Below are 20,958 nucleotides of genomic sequence, written 5' to 3'. Positions count from 1 at the left end.
CCCAGCGGGGGCGCGACCGTGCTGCGCCGCGCTACCTTGAGTCCATCTCGATCACGGCGTGCGCCAGACTCCCATGTTGACATCCCTCGCCCGTCTCGCCCCGCTCGGCATCGCCCTTCTGGCCGCCGTGGCGCCGCTCTCGTCGTGCGATCGCGCGCAGAGCGCGCCCGTGGACGAGGACGCGCCCTTCGAGGTTGTCGCCGAGTTCCCGCACGACACCGGCGCGTACACGCAGGGGCTCCTCTGGCAGGACAGCACCTTGTACGAAAGCACGGGGCGATACGGCGACTCCGAGGTGCGACGCGTGGACCTCGAGTCGGGCGCCGTTCTCGCCTCGACTCGGCTGTCGGAGGATCGATTCGGCGAGGGGCTCGCCCTGTTGGCGGGAAGGCTCTACCAACTCACGTGGGAGTCCAAGGTCGGATACGTATACGACGCGAAGTCGCTCGCGCGCGTGGACTCGTTCACCTACGCTGGTGAGGGGTGGGGGCTGGCCACCGATGGCACGTCGCTCATCATGAGCGACGGTTCCGATTCGCTGCGCTACCTCGCGCCTGGGACATTCGCCACGACGCGTGTGCTCAAGGTGCGCTACCAGGACTCTCCGCTCACCAAGCTCAATGAACTCGAGTTCATCGACGGGGAGCTGTTTGCCAACGTGTACGAGTCGGACTGGGTGGCGCGCATCGACCCGCAGACCGGTGTGGTCAAGGAGATGCTCGACTTTGCCACGCTCTGGCCGCGCGCGCAGCGTCCGTACGGTGCGGATGTCATGAACGGCGTGGCGCGGGCGCCGGCCCCCGGCCAGTTGCTCCTGACGGGGAAGCTCTGGCCGCGGATGTACTCCGTGAGGCTCAAGGCGAAGCGCTAAGCCCCCGCAGCGCGCACATGACCGGGCGCCGCGGCTCTAGCGCCGCCAGCGCGCCAGCGCGTACTGCACGGCGAGGTCGGTCGTGCTCCACAGCTGCACGTCGCCGCCGGAGCCGTATCGCACGGCGCGCGGAACGCCGTTCACGAAGTCGTAGCTCCACAGCTCGCTCTTGAAGCCCGACGCTTCCACGGCCGCGAGTACCTTGGTGGCCGCGTCGTGCAGCTCACGGTCGTAACCGGCGTCGCCCGCACCGCCCATGCGCGCCTGGTAGGCAACCCCCAACAGGAAGAGGTTCACTTCACGCCCCCACGCCACGCGCGGCGCATGATACCGGTCGCGCTCGAAATCGCTCCAGACCTTTGGCGTCGCATACGCGTCGTTTGCCACCACGGGCCCCACGCCGGCGATGAAGAGCCCCACCGGGAACTCCCTGACAAACTGCCGAGTGTCGCGGCGGACCACCGCGTGATCCATCGCCCGCCGCAGGGGGTCGCCGAGGAAGAGGCGCGTGGCCACGTCGGAGTTGACCACGCCGATGGGGGCGCCGGCGCTGTCGAGCGAGAGGGCAAGGAAGGTCAGCGAGTCGCGGTCGGCGCCGCTCTGCGCGAGCACCCCTTCCCAGTAACCACGCTCCACGGCCGGGAGGGCGGCCAGGCGCGCGGTCACGTGCTGCTGCACCTCGTTGGGCGACAGGCGCACCATGAAGTGCCGCCCCGCCCCCAGCCAGGTGTCGATGGCTCGAGCGAGCTGTGCGCTGTCGCGCACCCAGGCCCCCAGCGGCGTGTCGCCCAGCGCCTGCGGCAGCGCGCGCTGCAGCGAATCTGTAGGGAAGCCCAGCGCCCGGAGCGAGGCAAGGATGGTGCGCATGGCCTGCAGGGCGTGCGGGGCCCAGATGGCGTTCACGTCCATGGCGTAGCGCCCGCCGGCGTACCCCACGCCGCTGTCGCGCCAGCTCGTCGCGGCCCAGCCGCCATCGTCTCGGCGCGCGAACGAGATGAGCGTCGCCGCCGAGGGGGCCGCCGCGTACGGCGCCGTCATCCGGGCCACGAGCGCCAGCTCCCGCAGCACGCGCGCCAGCCGCGACTCCGACCCGGGGCCATCGCTCCCCTCGCGCAGGAAGGCCCGCTTGCGGCTGGCGGATACCGACGGGTCACCCAGCCACCGCGCCAGCAGGATGGGGAGGTGCAACTCGTCGTCGATCATGTGGTAGTTCTCGCGCACGCGCCGGTGAGCGCGCAGCACCACGAGCGCGCGCGCCAGGAGCGAGTCGGCCACGCGCCCCTCCCCCCGCGCGCGCGCGGCACGCTGCGCCTGCACCAGCGCGGCGTACTCGCCCGCTGCCTCGCGCACCGCCTGGCCGCCTAGCGCCTCCTCGTGCGACACCTCGCCGCGCGGCGACAGCTTGCGCAGCGCCGCCGCCACCGCGAACGCCGACATGTCGCTGCGCCAGATGTCGCGCATCATCAGCGCCGTGACCAGCATATCGCGCCCGAAGTAGGTCGCGTACGTCGGAAGCCCCGCCATGAGCTTCTCCCGCGACGACAGCAGCTCCACGCCGCGCACCTGCCGCTCCATCCAGCGCGCCTGCGTGCGCGCCCCCGCGTCGCGCTCGCCCGTCTGCCGCACCGAATCCACAAACGCCAGGAACCCCGCCGTGAAGATCTCGGTGCGCGCCAGCGGCGTGAGCGAGGCTCCGGTCGTCACCACCTCGAGCGTGAGGCGCACGCCCCCTCCCCCGGTGGCGGCGACGATCACGGAGTCGCCCCGTATCTCCCCCCGCGTGCTACGCGCGTCGCCACGAAGCGCCACCGCCATCGTGTCGCGCCCATCCAGCGAGGGCTGCGTCACGCGCACTTCCCATCCGTTCGCCCAACGCCTTTGCTGCATGCTGGGGCGCAGCCGACCGCGCACAACGTCCACCGACGAAGCCCGCAGCGCCGCCAGGTGCTGACGCTGCACGGAGTCAGGTAGCGAGGCGAGGGCATCGACCAAGCGCTGGGTTTCGGGGACGACGAACGGTGCATTCCCGAACGGCGCGCGATGGCGCCCTTCGTACTGGAAGTCGCGCTCGACGCGCATCGTCCCCAGCACGAACCAGCCAAGCGTGAGCGAGGCGCTGCTGGTCGTGACGTCGTGGGAGAAGACGCGCTGGCGCGCGCGCCGCGAGACCTGGGCGCGTTCGCCCCCCCAGTGCAGCGCGGCGGGTGAGCCATCCGCGTTGCGCGCGCTCAACCCGACGCTGGCATTCTCGGCGTCGGCCAGGAGGTGCACCACGCGCCCTTGCCGCTGGTCGAGATAGACCTGCAGCGTGTTCCCCGTTGCGTCGCGGAAGATCCGGGTCTGGTAGCCCTGGTAAGCGGCGCTGTCGTCGAGCCCGGGCTCGGGAAAGGCAAGGACGGGGGCAACGGCGCGGGCGGGCGCGGCGAGTTGGGCGGCCAGCAGGAACGAGCTCAGCAGCATTGGAGGGGCGTTGCGACGGGTGAGGCAGCGACCAGAAACGGACCAGCAACTATAGATGGAAACGGTATCGGGATTTGCGCCATTTGAATTAGGCGAACCGAATGTCCGGTATCGTCGGTGAGGCGAGAAGGCCTTCGACCCGCCCACGGGAAGGGCCGAGCCGATTTACATGATCTTGACCCGATTCTGGACGCCCGTATGTTATGCGGTCAATTCCCGGGAGGAAACGTTTCCCGGCGCAAGAGCGGTATCGTTTTCAATGTTCGTGTTCGCAGTGAATGCTCGCTGAAGTCCCGCACGTTGCACGATCGCGTTATCCCGCCACGCCAACACTTGGAGAGCAAACGAATGGCAGTCACACGTTGTCTGTTGGCCGCATTGGTGGGCGGCCTGCTGACGGTGTCTCAACTCCCCGCGCAGGGCACCGGCGGCACGATCTCGGGCAAGGTTGTGGACTCGACGAGTACCCAACCGCTCGCGAATATCCAGATTCAGGTGGTCGGCACGACGCGCGGCGCGCTGACACGTGCGGATGGTGGCTACACCATTCCCGGTGTTCCCGCCGGCGCGCACACCGTGCGTGCGGCGCGCATCGGCTACAACCCGCAGACGCAGAACGTGACGGTGAGCGACGGCCAGACCGTCACCGCCGACTTCGCGCTCGGCGCCTCGGCCATCTCGCTGCAGGCCGTCGTCGTGACGGGGTACGGCTCGCAGCGCCGTGAGGCAATTACCGGCGCCGTGGCCACCATCGATGCCAGCGACGCCAACGTCGGCGTCGTGAGCAACGCGAACCAGTTGCTCACCGCACGCGTGACCGGCGTCAACCTGGTCTCGAACAACGGCGAGCCTGGCGCCAACGCGCAGATTCGCGTGCGCGGCGGAACGTCGATCTCGGCGTCCAACGAGCCGCTCTACGTGATCGACGGCGTGCCGCTGCAGAACGACAACGCCGTCGCCGCCGGCCTGGGCGTCGCGTCGTCGCCCATCAGCCGCTCGCCGCTCAACACGCTCAACCCGTCGGATGTCGCCTCGATCACCGTTCTCAAGGATGCGTCGGCAACGGCCATCTACGGGTCGCGCGGCGCCAATGGCGTGGTCCTCATCGAGACCAAGCGCGGTTCGGCCGGGCAGTCGCTCTTCGAGTACGACGGCTACGTGGCAGCGTCCAGCGCGGCCAACAGCTACGACATGCTCACGGGGAGCGAGTATACCACCTTCGTGAAGGACCAGATCGCGAAGGGGAAGCTCCCGGCCTCGCGCGCCAACACGCTCGGCACGGCCAATACGGATTGGGAGAAGGAAATCGAGCGCGTGGCGTACACGCAGAACCACAACATCTCGCTCTCCGGCGGGACGCAGAGCACGCGCTATCGCGCCACCCTCAACTACTTCGAGCAGCAGGGGATCATCATCTCCAACGGGCTGCAGCGGTATCAGGGGCGCGTGAACGCCAACAACTCGGCGTTCAAGGACAAGCTCCAAAGCTCGCTGAACATCACCGTGTCGCGCGTGAACAACGACTACCTGCCGTTCGACAACACCGCCGGCTTCTCCGGGGGTGTGTTCACGAACATGGTGTCGTTCGACCCCACACAGCCGGTGCGCAACGCCGATGGCACCTTCTACGAGATTGGCGCCGGCGCGCAGTCGCTGCGCAACCCGGTCGCCATGTCGCGCCAGCTCATCGACCAGGCGCCGGAGAATCGCACGCTGGGGAACTTCTCCGCCTCGTACGGACTCCTCCCGAACCTGACGTTCCGCACGACGGTTGGCGCCGATATCGCCAACTCGGTCCGCCAGACGTACTACCCGCGCACCAGCCCCGTGGGCGCCGAGACCAGCGGGCGTGCCCGTCAGGCCGAGCGCTCGCTCTCCAACCTCAACTTCCAGTCGCTGCTCACCTGGGCGCCGAGGTTTGGTGACGACCAGGAGCTGGAAGTGCTCGGCGGCTACGAGTTCACGCGCTTCGACAACCGTGGCTTCGAGTCGGAAATGCGTGGCTTCCTCACCGACGCCTTTACCTGGAACAACCTGGGTGCCGGTAACCCCGAAGGATCGCCGACGCCGCTCTCGTACATCGAGCAGTCGAAGCTGGCCTCGTTCTTCGCGCGGGCCAATTACGGCTTCAAGAACAAGTACTTCATCACCGGCGTGCTGCGGAACGACGGATCGTCGCGCCTGGCGCCGGGGAACAAGTGGGCGATCTTCCCGGCCGTGTCGGCCTCGTGGCGCCTGAGCGAGGAGTCGTTCCTGAAGGATGGCTTCTTCTCCAACCTGAATCTTCGCGTCGGGTACGGCCTGCAGGGGAACCAGTCGGTGCGTCCGTACGGCACGCAGCTCCTTCTCCGCACCGACAACAGCGCCAAGTACCCCTTCGGCAGCACGGTCATCACCGGCTTCGCCGCTTCGCAGGTCGCCAACCCCGACCTCAAGTGGGAGACGTCGACGCAGACCAACATCGGCATCGACTACGGGTTCAAGGACAACACGTTCACCGGCACCATCGAGTTCTACCAGAAGAAGACCAAGGACCTCCTCTTCGACGTGCCGGTTGCGCAGCCCGCGGTCGTGTCGACGCGCCTGGAAAACGTCGGGAGCCTGAGCACCAAGGGGCTCGAGGCCTCGCTCGACGCGCAACTCATCAGCAACTCGCGCCTGTCGCTCACGTCGGGGCTCGTCCTTTCCGTCGAGCGCAACCAGGTGGACGAACTGGGGCTCAACCGCCAGTTCATCACCGCTGGTGCGGTGAACGGGCAGGGGCAGTCGGGGAAGAACTCGCAGCGCCTGATCCCGGGCCAGCCGATTGGCACCTTCTGGGGCGCGCGGTTCGCCGGCTACAACAGCGCGGGTGAGCAGCTCTTCGTGAAGTACAAGGTCACGCGTGATGCGGCCGGCCGTGAAACCTCGCGTGTCGAGGACGGGACGACGACGTCGCCGGGCGGTGACGACGAAGTCATCATCGGCAACGCGAACCCGGCGTTCAGCCTGGGCATTCGCAGCAACGGCACGTGGAACCGCTTCGACTTCAGCTGGTTGTGGCGCGCCGAGATGGGGCGCGACGTGTTCAACAACACGGCGCTCATCTACAGCAGCACGTCCAACGTGAACCAGGCGCGCAACTTCATGCGCTCGGCGCTCAAGGCGAAGGATGCCATCGGGCAGCCGTCGATCTACTCGTCGCGCTGGATCGAGGACGGGTCGTTCGTGCGCCTGCAGAACGCGACCGTGGGCTACACCTTCCGCATTCCGGCGCTGTCCAACCGCGACACCCGACTGTACGTGTCGGGCGACAACCTCCTGCTGTTCACGCCGTACTCCGGCTACGACCCCGAGGTCTTCACCGGCAACGGTGTCGACCGCGGCATCGATTACCTGATCTACCCGCGCGCCCGCACGTTCACGACCGGGCTGCGGATCCAGTTCTAACGACGGACAGTTGCGGCGCGGCGATGGCGGCCCTCGCCTCGCCCGCGCCGCAGCGACTCGAAGCGACTCACGGACGACTCACCTGATCAGGTACCCTCGGACTCATATGCACATCTTCTCTTCGCTCTCCATCCGCCGCACCGGCTTCAGTGCCGTGGCGCTGGCGGGTGCGCTGAGTGCGCTGGCGGGATGCACGGATCTCACCGAGACCCCGCTCGATGCGCTCACGCCGGCGAACGCGTTCAAGAACGACGCGGAAATCCTCGCCGGTGCCGCCTCGGTATATGCCCAGCTGCGCCAGACGCAGTGGGCGTACTACAACCTGTCGGAGATCACGACGGACGAGCAGATCGTCCCGACGCGTGGCAACGACTGGTTCGACAACGGCCGCTGGATCGAGATCTACAAGCAGACCTGGACGGCCAACTCGGGCTCCGCGCTGGACGACATGAACGGCCTGTGGAACAACATGTTCGCCGGCGTGGCCAAGGCGAACCTGATGATCGACGTGGTCGACAAGAGCTCGAGCCCGACCAAGGCGGCAAACAAGGCCGAGCTGCAGGTGCTTCGCGCCTGGTTCTACTACGTGCTGATGGACATGTTCGGCGGCGTGCCGATCGTGACCACCACGGAAGTGAAGCCAGCGGCGAAGAACACGCGCGACGAGGTCTTCAAGTTCATCGAGACCGAGCTCAAGGCCGCGCTGCCCAACCTTCCGGAGCGCCCGCTCTCGTTCGGTCGCGTGAACAAGCATGTGGCCAACGCGATCCTGGCCAACATGTACCTCAACGCCCCGGTCTTCCAGGGCACGGTCACGTCGGCCGGCATCACGCGCGCCGCGGCGCGCTACGCCGAGGCGATCCAGTACGCCGACGCGGTCATCAACTCGGGCGTGTACAGCCTCGCGTCGAACTGGCAGTCGAACTTCGACACCGACAACGCCAGCTCGCCGGAGCTGATTTTCGTCATCAACAACACGAGCAACCCGCCCGGCATCGGCAACTCGTTCCCGCAGCGTTCACTGCACTATGCGCAGCATGGCGTGCAGGGCGGGCCGTGGAACGGCTTTGCCACGATCGCCGAGACGTATCGCAAGTACGATCCGGCCGACCAGCGCCGGGCGGTGTGGCTCGCCGGGCAGCAGAAGAGCTTCGTGACTGGTCAGAACGTCAACGATCGCTCGGGGAACCCGCTCGTCTTCACCGAGACGATCAACGACATCACGGCCGCCACCGAGGGTGAGGGACCGCGTATCAACAAGTTCCCGCCCCTGGTGACCGCGCCTAACGGCGACTCGCACCCGCACAAGTTCCCGTACTTCCGCCTCACCGAGATGTACATGATCAAGGCCGAGGCGCTGATCCAGCAGGGGAACGTGGCGGGCGGCATGGCGATCATCAACCAGCTGCGCGCGCGCGTCTTCAACCCGGCCAAGCCGCGCTCGACGACGCTGTCACAGGCGGCGGCGCTGGATGTGGTGCGCGACGAGCGGCTGTTCGAGTTTGCCGGTGAGGCCAAGCGTCGCCAGGACCTCATCCGCCTTGGTGGCTACCTCGATGCCCGCCAGTTCAAGGCGGCGTCGGCCGGCTATCGCGTGCTGATGCCGATCCCGATCACGCAAATCCAGAACAACCCGCTCCTCACGCAGAACGCAGGCTACTAGGATTTTGTAGCAGGAAGGAATCGCAGTACGCTTCCGAACGACCGCCATAGCCTGCTCCCAGATCCGGGGGCAGGCTATGGCGCTACCGGGAGCCCTGGAGCGCGCGAATCGTCGCAGGTGCACGCAGGTTTGTTCGCGGTCCCACCCACGCGCGCCACCAACACCTCACGACTGGACGACACAATGCAGGGGATGCGCTGGGGTTGCGCGCACCATCGCTCGATTGCACGGGGGGGCGCCGCAACGGTGGCCCTGGCCGCGACGCTGCTCGCGGCCGCCTGCGCGAAGACGGCGCCCGAGGCCACCGCCGGCTACGATCGGGGGGCGGCGCCGCCCGCGAGTGACGGGAAGCTCTTTACCCTCCTCCCCTCGTCGTACACCGGCGTCCGCTTCTCCAACGACCTCAAGGAGAGCAGCGACGTCAACGTTTTCACGTACCGCAACTTCTACAACGGCGGCGGCGTGGGGATCGGCGACCTCACGGGCGATGGACTGCCGGAACTCGTCCTCACCTCCAACCAGGGCGGGGCGCACCTCTACCTCAACGAGGGGAAGTTCCGCTTTCGCGACGTGACGGCACGCGCGGGGCTCGAGCCCAAGCGCGCCTGGACCACCGGCGTCACGATTGCCGACGTGAACGGGGACGGAAAGCTCGACATCTACCTGTCGCATGCCGGACAGGTGGAGCCGTCCAAGCGCCGCAACACGCTCTGGATCAACCAGGGGGCGGGAGCGGACAGCGTTCCCACGTTCAAGGAGGAAGGCGAGGCGTACGGCGTGGCCGACGAGGGCTATACCACGCACGCGGCCTTCCTCGACTATGATCGCGACGGCGACCTCGATCTCGCGCTCATCAACAACTCGCCGCGCCCCGTGTCGTCGTTCGGGCAGCGGAACACGCGCCGCGAGCGCGACCCGTATGGCGGGCACAAGTTCTACCGCAATGACGACGGGCACTTCGTCGACGTGAGCGAGAAGGTTGGCTTCTACGGAAGCGAGATCGGTTTTGGGCTCGGCCTCGGTGTGGCCGACGTGAATCGCGACGGCTGGCCCGACGTGTACATCTCGAACGACTTCTTCGAGCGCGACTACCTGTACATCAACCAGCGCAACGGGACCTTTGCCGAGGTGCTGGAGAAGCAGCTGACGGCCGACTCGTACTTCTCGATGGGGATGGACATGGGCGACGTCGACAACGACGGGTGGCCCGACATCTACACCACCGACATGCTCCCCGAGGACGAGTATCGCCTGCGCACCATGGCGTCGTTCGAGGGGTGGGACGTGTACATGACCAAGGTGTCCAACGGGTACGGGCACCAGTTCATGCGCAACATGCTGCAGCGCAACAACCGCGACGGGACGTTCACCGACGTGGGGCAGATGGCGAACGTGTCGCGAACCGACTGGAGCTGGAGCGCGCTCATCGCCGACCTCGACCTGGATGGCCGCAAGGACATCTACGTCACCAACGGGCTGGTGAAGGACGTGACGTCGCAGGACTACATCGCCTTCCTCGCCAATGAGGAGACGATGGAAGGGGCGATGAAGAAGGACGGCCAGGTCGACTTCATGAAGCTGATCAACGCGATGAAGTCGACGCCGATTCCCGACTATGCGTTCCGCAACCTCGGGTCGCTCTCGTTCGTGAACGAGGCCAAGGCATGGGGGCTGGACTCGCCGTCGTTCTCCAGCGGCGCCGCCTACGGCGACCTGGATGGCGACGGGGCGCCGGACCTGGTGGTGAACAACGTGAACGCCGAGTCGTTCGTGTACCGCAACAACGCGCACACGGTGGGCAAGGCAAACCGTTGGCTGCAGCTGCGCCTGGAGGGGGAGGGGAAGAACCGGTTCGCGATCGGGGCGCGGGTGACGGTGGTGGCAGGCGGCGACACGCTGGTGCAGGAGCTGAACCCGGCGCGTGGCTTCCAGTCGTCGGTGGACTACGTGCTCACCTTCGGCCTTGGCGCGCACGACAGTGCGAGCGCGGTGCGGGTGCAGTGGCCCGACGCCCGCGAGAGCGCGCTGGGGGCAACGGCGGCCGGGCAGCAGGTCGTGGTGCGCCAGGCAACCGCCGCCGCAGCGCCGGCTCCGGACATTGCGCCTGACGGCGGCGCGGCGGCCACCCCGGCGCTCATGGCGCGGGTGGCGGCGATCGACGCCATCCCGTTCACGCACAAGGAAAGCGACTTCATCGACTTCGACCGTGAGCGCCTCATTCCGCGCATGCTCTCCACCGAGGGGCCGGCAATGGCGGTGGGCGACGTGAATGGCGATGGGCTCGACGACGTCTACGTAGGCGGCTCCAAGGAACAGGCGGGCTCGCTCTTCATCCAGCAAGGCGACGGGCGATTCAACTCGGCGAGCGCGGCCACCTTTGCCGCCGACGCGATCTCCGAGGACGTGGGGGCGACCTTCTTCGACGCCGATGGCGATGGCGACAAGGACCTGTACGTCGTCAGCGGTGGCAACGAGTACTCTGACCTGGCGCCGGCGCTGCAGGATCGCCTGTACCTCAACGATGGGCGCGGGAAGTTCACCCGCAGCGCCGACGCCATCCCACCCGAGTTCATTTCGGGGTCGCGCCCCGCGGCCATCGACTACGACGGCGATGGCGACATCGACCTCTTCGTGGGTGGGCGGTCGATCCCGTGGAAGTACGGCGAGACGCCGCAGAGCACGCTCTTGCGCAACGACGGTCGCGGGCGCTTTACCGACGTGACGGCGCAGCTCGCCCCCCAGCTGCAACGCGTGGGGATGGTCACCGACGCCGTCTGGCAGGATGTCGATGGCGACAAGCGCCCCGACCTGATCGTGGTGGGCGACTGGATGCCGATCACCGTCTTCGGCAACGCGGGAGGTGGACGCCTGGCGCCGATGGCGGCCAAGGGGCTGGAGCAGAGCAGCGGGTGGTGGAATCGCATCGTGGCCGGCGACTTCAATGGCGATGGGCGCATGGACTTCATCGTTGGCAACCTGGGGCTCAACACGCGCCTCAGGGCCTCGCCCAGCGAGCCGACGACGATGCTGGTGAAGGACTTCGACGGGAACGGCTTCGCCGAGCAGGTGGTGGCGTGCTACGGACAGGGGAAGAGCTACCCGCTCGTGCTGCGCGATGACCTCATCAAGGCGATCCCCCCGCTCAAGGCGCGCTACCTCAACTACATCGACTACGCGACGGCGACGATGGCCGACATCTTCCCGCCCAGGGACCGGGAGGGGGCAATCGAGCGCATCGCACAGACCTTCGCGACCGTCATGGTGCGCAACGATGGCAACGGGAGCTTCACCGTCGTCCCGCTTCCTGCCGAGGCGCAGCTGGCCCCCGTGTATGGCATCCTTGCGCGCGACGTGGATGGTGATGGCGCGCTGGACGTGCTGCTGGCGGGGAACCTGGACGGCTTCAAGCCGGAGATCGGGCGCGCCGCGGAGAGCCGCGGCCTGGTGCTGCGCGGCGATGGACGGGGTGCGTTCACCGCGCTGGCGCCGTGGGCGAGCGGCTTCCTTGTTCCTGGCGAGTCGCGCGACATTGCGCGCATCCGCACCAGGGGCGGCGAGGTGATCGCCGTCGCACGCAACAATGACACGCCACTGGTCTTCCGGCCGGCGCCGCGTCGCGTGGCACAGCGCGACATGCCCGCGGCACTCACTGGCCCCACGGCTGGCGGTTCGAGGAACTGACTCATGCATCACGACTTGTCCAATCGCCTTCGAGGCGCCGCATTGGCGGCGATGCTGACCATCGTCGCTCTGGTCTCCGCGTGCACGAGCAGCGACGCGACGGGCGGGGGCGCTTCAGCCGCAACGCGCGCGGTGACGGCGTCGGATGCGATGCCGCTGCACGACGCCATGCATGCGCTCTCGATGGTCATGGTGTACGACATCTTCTCGCCGCCACAGGCGAGCCGGACGTACGCCTACGCGAGCATTGCCGCCTACGAGGCCATGCGCCCGGGCGACACGACCTACCATTCGCTTGCCGGGCAGCTGACGGGGTTGACTGCGGTGCCCGCGCCGCCGGCGGGGGGAGCGGTGGACTATCCGCTGGCCGGGGTGCACGCCTTCATGACGGTGGCACAGGCGCTGACGTTCTCGCGCGAGCGCATCGATTCGCTGCGCACGGCGATGGACAAGCGCTACGAAGCGAGCGTTGCGGCTGACGTGTACCGCGCCTCGATTGCCTTCGGCGACACGGTGGCCGGGCACATCCTCGCCTGGGCGGGGGGCGATCGCTACAAGCAGTCGCGCGGCTGGCCCAAGTACTCGGTGACCAAGGCGCGCGGGCGCTGGGTCCCGACGCCGCCGGCCTACATGGACGCCGTGGAGCCGCACTGGGGTGCACTCCGCCCCTTCGTGCTCGACACGGGGTCGCAGTTCAAGCCGCTCCCGCCGCTCCCCTTCGACTCGGCCAAGGGTTCGCCGTTCATGAAGGAGGCGATGGAGGTCTACGAGACCAAGGCCAGGCTCACCGACGACCAGAAGGAGATCCTCGCCTTCTGGGACTGCAACCCGTACGTGATGAACGTGCAGGGTCACACGATGTTCGCCACGAAGAAGATCACCCCCGGGGGGCACTGGATGGGGATCGTGGGTGGGGCAGCGCGGAAGGCCGGCGCCGACCCGCTGCGTGCCGCCGATGCCTACGCGCGCACAGCGATCGGGTTGGCCGATGCCTTCGTTTCATCGTGGGATGAGAAGTACCGCAGCAACCTCATTCGCCCCGAGACGGTCATCAATCGCTACATCGACGAGCAGTGGACGCCGATGCTGCAGACGCCCCCGTTCCCGGAGTACACGAGCGGGCACAGCGTGGCATCGGGGTCGGCGGCCGAGGTCCTGACCGACGTGTTCGGCGACAACTTCGCCTTCACCGATTCGACCGAGCTGGAGTTCGGCCTCCCGATTCGCTCGTTCACCTCGTTCCGCCAGGCGGCCGCGGAGGCGGCGATCTCGCGCCTGTATGGCGGGATTCATTACCGCCGCGCCATCGAGCAGGGGATGCTGCAGGGGCAGAAGGTCGGGCAGTACGTCGTGTCGAAGGTGCGTACGCGCACGGTGACGCCTGCGACTTCGGCCGCGTCGGGCAGCACGCCGTGAAGGGGCGAGGCACTCCCGGCCGGTTTGCGCGCGCATTGCTGCTGACGGGTGCGCTCGCCAGTGCCGTGGGGTGCGGCCGCTCGCCGGCGGATGCGGCACCGTCCCAACCACCGCTCTTCGAACTCCTTGCACCTGCGGCCACCGGCGTCTCGTTCCAGAACACGCTCCCCGAGTCGCCGGACTTCAACATCCTGAACTACCTGTACTACTACAACGGGGGCGGCGTCGCGGTCGGCGACGTGAACGGCGACTCGCTCCCCGATCTCTACTTCTCATCCAACCTCGAGCCCAACCGGCTCTACCTCAACAAGGGGAGCTTCCGTTTCGAGGATGCCACCGAGTCGGCTGGCGTGTCGGGGCCGCCGGGGTGGAAGACGGGGGTGGCGATGGCCGATGTGGATGGTGACGGGGACCTGGACCTCTACGTCTCCGCCGTCCGCTACCTGTCGATGGCGGGGCGCAACATCCTGTACATCAACGACGGCGCTGGGCACTTCACCGACCGCACGGCAGAGTTTGGGGTAGGGCATGAGGGATACTCCACGCAGGCCGCCTTCCTGGACTACGACATGGACGGTGACCTGGACCTGTACCTCCTCAACCACTCCACGCAGACCGAGCGCGCGGTCGGGTCGCCCGCGTTGCGCACCATCCCGCACCCCACCGCCGGCGACCGGTTGTTTCGCAACGATGGCGGGCGCTTCACCGATGTGAGCGCCAAGGCGGGGATCTACCAGGGGGTGGAAGGGTTCGGGCTGGGCGTTGTCGCGAGCGACGTGAACATGGACGGATGTCCCGACCTGTATATCGCCAACGACTTCCAGGAGAACGACTACCTCTACCTCAACAACTGCAACGGGACCTTCACCGAGTCCATCGCGCGCGCCACCAGGCACACGTCGCGATTCTCGATGGGGGTCGATGCGGGCGACATCGACAACGACGCGCGCCCCGACCTCGCCGTGCTCGACATGCTCCCCGAGCGCGAGGACGTGCTCAAGACGTCGGCGTCGAGCGAAGGGTTCAATCTCTTCGACCTGCGCGTGCGCGCCGGCTACTGGCCGCAGTACGCGCGCAACACGTTGCAGCTGAACCGCGGCGGTGGGCGCTTTTCCGAGATCGGCTATCTGGCCGGCGTGCAGGCCACCGACTGGAGCTGGTCTGCCCTCCTCGCCGACTTCGATGACGACGGGCGCAAGGACCTGTTCATCACCAACGGGATCTACCGTCGCCCGAACGACCTGGACTACATCAACTACGTCGGCAACCAGGCCATGCAGGCGTCGCTGGCGCGCGGGATCTCCAAGGAGAACCTCGCCCTTCTGGACAGCATGCCGCGCATTGCGCTCTCGAACTACCTCTTCCGCAACGAAGGGCGATATCGCTTCACCGATGTGGCCGACCGCTGGGGACTGTCGCAGCCCGGCTTCTCGAACGGGGCCGCCTACGTCGACCTGGACAACGACGGGGCGCTCGACCTGGTGGTGAACAACATCGCCGCCCCGGCGTCGATCTACCGCAACCGCGCGCGAGAGCTGACGAAGCACCACTGGCTCGCGGTCACGTTGCACGGCGAGGGGAAGAACACGGCGGGTGTCGGCGCCAAGGTCCTTGCCACCGCCGGCGGAACCACGCAGCTCGTGGAGCAGGTGCCCACGCGCGGCTGGCTTTCCTCGATGGACCCGCGCCTGCACTTCGGCTTTGGTGACACGGAACAGGGCGACTCGCTGGTCGTGATCTGGCCCGACCGCCGGATGCAAGTGGTGAAGCCGCTCCCGCTCGACCGCCACCTCACGCTCCACCAGCGGGATGCCACGCTTCGCTGGGCGCCGGCCGCGCCGCCGTCGTCGCCGCTCTTTGCCGACGTCTCGAGCGAACTCGGGCCACCGGTGCGCCATGTGGAGAACGACTTCCTCGACTACAACCGCGAACCGTTGATGCCGCACCGCCTCTCGACCGAGGGGCCGGCGCTCGCGGTTGCCGACGTCGATGGCGACGGGCTCGATGATGTGTACGTGGGCGGAGCCAAGTGGCAGGCGGGGACGCTCCTGGTGCAGCGCCCCGACGGGAGCTTCCGCGCGCGTCCCCAACCGGCGATTGCCGCCGACTCGCTCGACGAGGACGTGGACGCGGCCTTCCTCGACGCCGACGGCGATGGCGACCAGGACCTGGTGGTGGTGAGCGGCGGCAACGAGTTCTGGGGCGACGCCGAGGCGCTGGAGAGCCGGCTGTATCGCAACGACGGGAAGGGAACGTTCACGCGCGACGTGAATGCACTCCCCTCGATTCGCGAGAACGGCGGGTGCGTCCTGGTTGGCGACTTCGACGGCGATGGCGATCCCGACTTGTTTCTCGGTGCGCGCGTGGTGTCGCGCGAGTACGGTCGCATCCCCACCAGTCACCTGCTGCAGAACGACGGCAGCGGGCGCTTTGCCGACGTCACGGCAACGCTGGCCCCGGCGCTCGTGCACGCGGGGATGGTCTCGTCAGGCGCCTGGCTCGACTACGATGGCGACGGGAAGCTCGATCTCGTCGTGGCCGGCGAGTGGATGGCGGTGCGCCTCTTTCGCCAGGAAGGGGGGCACTTCGTGGAGCGCAGCACCGAGGCGGGGCTGGCGTCGACGGAAGGGTGGTGGAACAGCGTGACAGTCGCCGACCTCAACGGCGACGCGCGACCGGACCTCGTGTTAGGCAACCTTGGGCTCAACTCCTACGTGCATGCGTCGCCCAGCGAACCGGCGCGACTCTACGTGGGCGACTTCTTCAACACCGGGTCGCTCAAGCAGCTCCTCACCTTCTACAAGCACGGGACGAGCTACCCCGTGGCCGGGCGCGACGACCTGGTGAAGCTGATGCCGGCGCTGCGGCAGAAGTACCCGTCGTTCACGTCGTTCGGAGCTGCAACGATCGAGCAGATCTTTCCCCCGGCCGAACTGTCGAAGGCGACGGTGCTCGAGGCGCGCATGCTGGCCTCGGCGGTGGCCATCGCCAATGGGAAGGGATTTGCGGTGACGACGCTTCCGGCCGAGGCGCAGTTCTTCCCCGTGTACGGCGCCGTGGCGCGCGACTTTGACGGCGACGGGACGGTCGACCTCCTGCTGGGGGGAAACTTCAACGGCGTGACGCCGGTGTACGGGCGCTACGACGCCGGTTACGGGCTCTTCCTGCGCGGCGATGGCGGCGGCACGTTCACCCCGGTCGACATGGCGCAGAGCGGCGTGGCGATCGACGGTGAGGTGCGAGACCTCAAGCTGGTGCGAGGCCCCGGGGGGCGAAGCTCGGTCGCGGTGGCGCGCAACAACGACACCGTGCTCCTCCTGCGCTCGAAGGAGGCCGCCGTGGCGGCGGCTGCAAGGGCGCCCCGTGCCGTCCAGTCCCGATGACACGTTAGGCACGCTGCTGTCCTGCGGTTCTGCTGTCGCTCGTCGTACGCTGCCTGACTCGTTCGGCTTCACGTCCCGTCCTGTCCGATCCACCGCCCCTCGCCTGAGGTCTCGATGCACGTCACGACGCTGACCACGCTCGACTATGTGGTGATGGCCATCTACTTCGCGGTGGTGCTCGGCATTGGCTGGGCGCTGCGACGGATGATGCGCACGTCCACCGACTTCTTCCTCTCCGGGCGCTCGCTTCCGCCGTGGGTCACGGGGCTCGCCTTTCTCTCGGCCAACCTCGGGGCGCAGGAGGTGATCGGGATGGGGGCGTCGGGGGCGAAGTACGGCATTGCCACCTCGCACTTCTACTGGGTGGGCGCCATCCCGGCGATGGTCTTCGTCGGGCTCTTCATGATGCCGTTCTACTACGGTTCGCGCGCGCGCTCGGTCCCCGAGTACCTCAAGCTTCGCTTCGACGAGAAGACACGCACGCTGAACGCGGTGTCGTTCGCCTTCATGACGATCTTCTCGTCAGGCGTGTCGATGTATGCAATGGGGAAGCTCCTCAACCTCCTGCTGGGGTGGGATTTCGACGTCAGCGTCATCGTCTCGGCGGCGATCGTCCTGGCCTACGTGCTCTTTGGCGGGCTGACGAGCGCGATCTACAACGAGGTGCTGCAGTTCTTCATGATCGTCTTCGGCTTTGCCCCGCTTGTCTTTCTCGGGCTGCGCGCCGTGGGCGGGTGGAACCTTCTGCAGGAGCGGCTGACGCAGGCGGCCATCAACGCGCAGATGACGCCCACCGCCTACACGCATGCCTGGAAGGGGATGGGCGATGCGGCGACCAACTCGATTGGCGTGGAATCGTTCGGGCTCCTGATGGGGCTCGGCTTCGTCCTCTCGTTCGGCTACTGGTGCACCGACTTTCTCGTGGTGCAGCGCGCCATGGCGGCCGATTCCATGACGGCGGCGCGGCGCACGCCGCTGATTGCGGCCGTACCCAAGATGCTCTTCCCCTTCCTGGTGATCCTGCCGGGGATGATTGCGCTGGTGCTGGGCGGTGGTGAAGGGGCGACCGCGGTGGGCGGGATCGGGCAGGGGATCATCCCGGCCAAGCTGGCGGCCAATGGGGCCGCGATGGTCGATGCGACCGGACGCACCGTGCTCGACTACGACCTCGCAACGCCGATGATGCTGGTGACGCTCTTCCCCACGGGGATGCTGGGACTGGGGCTCACGGCGTTGATGGCGTCGTTCATGTCGGGGATGGCCGGCAACGTAACGGCGTTCAACACCGTCTGGACCTACGACATCTACCAGGCGCACATCCGCCGGGGGGCAAGCGACGAGCACTACCTGTGGATGGGGCGTGCGGCGACGGTGGGCGGGATCATGCTGTCGGTGGCGGCGGCCTACGCGGCGAGTGCCTTCAACAACATCATGGAGTTCCTGCAACTCGTCTTTGCCTTCGTGAACGCCCCGCTTTTCGCGACATTTGCGTTAGGCATGTTCTGGAAGCGCAGCACGGGGCACGGCGCCTTCCTCGGGCTGGTGATGGGGACCTTGGGCGCCGCGGTGCATCACGGCATCTCGCTGGCGCGTGGCGCCGTTCCCGGCATCAAGGGGGGGTACTTCGGGACCATCCTCACCTACCCCAGCGAGATGGCGCAGACGTTCTGGACCGCCATCGTCGCCTTCTCGACCTGCTTCGTGGTGACGATCATCGTGTCGCTGATGACGCGCCCTCGCCCCGATGCGGAGCTCAAGGGGTTGGTGTACTCGCTCACCCCCAAGCCAACGGAGGAGCACCTGACGTGGATCCAGCGTCCGGCCACCTTCGCGATCGGCGTGCTGGCCATGACGGTGCTCCTCAACATCGTCTTCTTCTGACCCTTACCGGAGCGCCATCATGAGCGGTTCCGCATCGTTGGACCTCAGGTATCCCATTGGCGAGTTGTTCACCGTGCTGGGGGTGCTGCTGGCGGGCTTCGGCCTGGCGACGAGGGGAAACACGAACCTGTATGCCCCGGCGGGGAACCTGAACATCAACCTCCTGTGGGGAGTGGTGATGCTGGTGTTCGGGCTCCTGTTCGTCGCGCTGGCGTGGTGGTCGGGGCGGACAGGGGGGCGGGGACGTCGCGCCCGGCGATGAGCGACCGCGAGGGGCGCGAGACGGAAGAGCGGGAGCGGCGGCTGGGGCTGGAGCGCTAGGCGCCACGCGCCGTGCCGTCAGTCGCAACGCGCGCGCGTGCGGCGCTACTGCTCGCGCCGGTGCAGCTCGAACCGGGCGTCGATGACCAGGTCGGCCGTGTCGCCCTGCGGGGCAATGAGGCGGTGTTCGATATCGAGGATGCGCTCGATGATCGGGTCGTCGGCGTCGCGCGCCCGTGCCTTGCGCCGCTCGCGCGTCTCGGCGTGCGTGGCGGAGCAGAACAGGCGCACGTCGAGGTCGCGCAGGCCAAGCACGTAGGTCCCCTCCACCACCAGCACGCCGGCGTTGGACAATGCGAGCGGCTGCGTCACGAATCGGTTGCCCGCATAGTCGACGAGCGGCCCGACAACGTCGCGCCCATCCCGAAAGGCGGCGATGTGCTGGGCGATGAGGTCGAGTTGCACCTCCTGCGGCCCCACGTTGGCGTGGATGTCGAGGAGCCGGAAGTCGTGGTTGGTGCGGGGCGGGCGCACGAAGTAGTCATCCTGGTACAGCACTGCGGCGCGGAACCCCGCCTCCCCCAGCGCTTGCGCCAGCGACGAGGCAGCGACCGACTTGCCGCTCCCCGATTCGCCGGCCACGCCAATGACGAGCTTCCGCCCTGGGGCGAGCGCGAAGTCGGCGCGCAGTATCCCGATGATGCGTGTGGCGCGCTGGAGCGAGTCGGGAGACAGGTTGTAGCGATCGGCGTTGGTCATGTGCCAAGGAGTTCGCGCTGGGCGCTGGAGCCCGCGAGGTGGAGGAAGAGGATCCCGGTGGCGGTGTACGCCATGTGCGGGGTGCCGAGCGCGACGCCGGTGCGCCCATGCAGGTACTCCTCGAAGGCAAAGCCGTTCGCCGAGCCTAACGCGCGATGGGCGGTCTGGCGCAGGCGGGCGAGCGCGTCGTGATGCCCGCCTTGCACCTGCCCCAGCGCGAGCCACCCCAGCCAGATGGGCCAGATGCCGCCATTGTGGTACTCGTACGGGCGGTTGCGGAAGCCGTGCAGGTGGTAGCGCCTCAGCGCCGGCCACTCGGCGTCCCCCTCCTCGATGACCGGGTCGAAGGCCGGTGGGAGCTTTCCCTGCGCCAGGAAGGCCTCGTCGATCCAGGCCAGCGCCTGTTGCGCGCGCTGCGGGGCAATGCCCGACGCGGCGAGGAGCGCGCACGCCGCGAGGTCGAACATCTCGAAGCGGCGCACCGGCGTGAAGGCGGCAATGGGTTGCTGCGCACCAGCCTTCTCGCTGGCGAAGAAGCGTTCGGAGATGGTGTCGGCAATGTGTCCCGCCTTGGCGCGCCAGGCCGGGACGTCATAGGTCGCCGCCAGCAGCCGCAACGCCCAGGCGCGCAGCACCTGGTCGTACAGGATGTATCCCTCGAAGATGTACTCGTCGGCCCAGTTGCCGCCGGTGGGGACGTACATCAGGTGCCGCCCGTTGTACTCGATGGCCTGCAGGCAGTGCACCGCCCGCTCGGCGCTCTCGCGCCAGGCGGCGGCGTTTATGGCGCCGGCGCGTGCGGCGAGCGCGATGCCCATGAGGTACCAGGTGGCCGCATCGAGGCGGGGCGCCAGCGTGCCGAACGAGACGTGCGCCCCCGCATCCCGCATCTCGTAGTTGGACGGCACCTGCCCCTCGGCACCCTGCAGCTGGCGGAGATGCTCGAGCGTGCGCACGAGCCCAGCGGTCACCACCGGGTCACGCAGCAGGAGGCCGGCCACGCCCGCCATCACGGCGTCGCGGGCAAAGACGGCACGGTAGTTGGCGGTCGCGGCGCGCGACGCGAGAATGCCGTGCGGGCCACACAAGTCGCGCAGCAGCGCCAGCGACTCGGCCTCCAGTGAGGGGAGCGATGTCACGAGGGTGTCGACGGT

11 protein-coding genes are annotated in these 20,958 nt (G+C 67.6%); 8 read left to right on the top strand and 3 right to left on the bottom strand.

Going from position 1 to position 20,958, the window contains the following annotated elements; genetic code table 11:
• The first annotated feature begins 73 nt into the window (after positions 1-73).
• A complete protein-coding gene (locus tag IT359_12990) occupies positions 74-871 on the top strand; it encodes a glutaminyl-peptide cyclotransferase (GenBank protein ID MCC6929890.1) in 798 nt (265 codons plus the stop codon).
• Positions 872-907: 36 nt separating this feature from the next.
• Here the strand turns inward: IT359_12990 and IT359_12985 are convergent, their stop codons facing one another.
• Positions 908-3,331 (bottom strand): hypothetical protein, encoded by a 2,424-nt coding sequence (locus IT359_12985; GenBank protein MCC6929889.1) that lies wholly within the window; start codon positions 3,329-3,331, stop codon positions 908-910.
• A gap of 348 nt (positions 3,332-3,679) precedes the next feature.
• On the opposite strand from IT359_12985, the gene IT359_12980 reads away from it, so the two are divergent.
• From IT359_12980 to IT359_12950, 7 genes are all read left to right on the top strand, one after another.
• Positions 3,680-6,760 (top strand): SusC/RagA family TonB-linked outer membrane protein, encoded by a 3,081-nt coding sequence (locus tag IT359_12980; protein ID MCC6929888.1) that lies wholly within the window; start codon positions 3,680-3,682, stop codon positions 6,758-6,760.
• A 106-nt stretch (positions 6,761-6,866) separates the two neighbouring features.
• Positions 6,867-8,423 (top strand): RagB/SusD family nutrient uptake outer membrane protein, encoded by a 1,557-nt coding sequence (locus tag IT359_12975; protein MCC6929887.1) that lies wholly within the window; start codon positions 6,867-6,869, stop codon positions 8,421-8,423.
• A 129-nt stretch (positions 8,424-8,552) separates the two neighbouring features.
• On the top strand, positions 8,553-12,104 hold the full coding sequence (locus IT359_12970; GenBank protein MCC6929886.1) for a VCBS repeat-containing protein: 3,552 nt from the start codon (positions 8,553-8,555) through the stop codon (positions 12,102-12,104).
• Positions 12,105-12,107: 3 nt separating this feature from the next.
• The gene (locus IT359_12965; protein MCC6929885.1) at positions 12,108-13,520 is read left to right on the top strand and encodes a vanadium-dependent haloperoxidase; all 1,413 of its coding nucleotides are present in this window, start codon (positions 12,108-12,110) and stop codon (positions 13,518-13,520) included.
• Positions 13,517-16,903: a VCBS repeat-containing protein gene (locus IT359_12960; GenBank protein MCC6929884.1), complete on the top strand. Its 3,387-nt coding sequence runs from the start codon at positions 13,517-13,519 to the stop codon at positions 16,901-16,903. The genes IT359_12965 and IT359_12960 overlap by 4 nt, the downstream gene beginning before the upstream one ends.
• A gap of 114 nt (positions 16,904-17,017) precedes the next feature.
• The gene (locus IT359_12955; GenBank protein MCC6929883.1) at positions 17,018-18,784 is read left to right on the top strand and encodes a sodium:solute symporter family protein; all 1,767 of its coding nucleotides are present in this window, start codon (positions 17,018-17,020) and stop codon (positions 18,782-18,784) included.
• 19 nt (positions 18,785-18,803) lie between these two features.
• Positions 18,804-19,046, top strand: coding sequence for a hypothetical protein (locus IT359_12950; protein MCC6929882.1), 243 nt, complete (start codon positions 18,804-18,806; stop codon positions 19,044-19,046).
• 104 nt (positions 19,047-19,150) lie between these two features.
• On the opposite strand, the gene IT359_12945 is transcribed toward IT359_12950, so the two are convergent.
• The gene (locus IT359_12945) at positions 19,151-19,804 is read right to left on the bottom strand and encodes a hypothetical protein (protein MCC6929881.1); all 654 of its coding nucleotides are present in this window, start codon (positions 19,802-19,804) and stop codon (positions 19,151-19,153) included.
• Positions 19,801-20,943, bottom strand: coding sequence for a hypothetical protein (locus tag IT359_12940; protein MCC6929880.1), 1,143 nt, complete (start codon positions 20,941-20,943; stop codon positions 19,801-19,803). Before IT359_12940 ends, IT359_12945 begins: the two co-directional genes overlap by 4 nt.
• Positions 20,944-20,958: the final 15 nt, after the last annotated feature.

It is taken from the genome of Gemmatimonadaceae bacterium (assembly GCA_020852815.1).
Classification (GTDB): domain Bacteria; phylum Gemmatimonadota; class Gemmatimonadetes; order Gemmatimonadales; family Gemmatimonadaceae; genus SCN-70-22.
This window is presented reverse-complemented; position numbering and strand designations above follow the sequence as displayed.

Excerpts from the sequence above, each read along its gene's own strand:
- IT359_12945 (MCC6929881.1), bottom strand. The coding sequence starts at position 19,804 with ATGACCAACGCCGATCGCTACAACCTGTCTCCCGACTCGCTCCAGCGC.
- IT359_12980 (MCC6929888.1), top strand. The coding sequence starts at position 3,680 with ATGGCAGTCACACGTTGTCTGTTGGCCGCATTGGTGGGCGGCCTGCTG.
- IT359_12990 (MCC6929890.1), top strand. The coding sequence starts at position 74 with ATGTTGACATCCCTCGCCCGTCTCGCCCCGCTCGGCATCGCCCTTCTG.
- IT359_12985 (MCC6929889.1), bottom strand. The coding sequence starts at position 3,331 with ATGCTGCTGAGCTCGTTCCTGCTGGCCGCCCAACTCGCCGCGCCCGCC.
- IT359_12965 (MCC6929885.1), top strand. The coding sequence starts at position 12,108 with ATGCATCACGACTTGTCCAATCGCCTTCGAGGCGCCGCATTGGCGGCG.
- IT359_12975 (MCC6929887.1), top strand. The coding sequence starts at position 6,867 with ATGCACATCTTCTCTTCGCTCTCCATCCGCCGCACCGGCTTCAGTGCC.
- IT359_12955 (MCC6929883.1), top strand. The coding sequence starts at position 17,018 with ATGCACGTCACGACGCTGACCACGCTCGACTATGTGGTGATGGCCATC.
- IT359_12950 (MCC6929882.1), top strand. The coding sequence starts at position 18,804 with ATGAGCGGTTCCGCATCGTTGGACCTCAGGTATCCCATTGGCGAGTTG.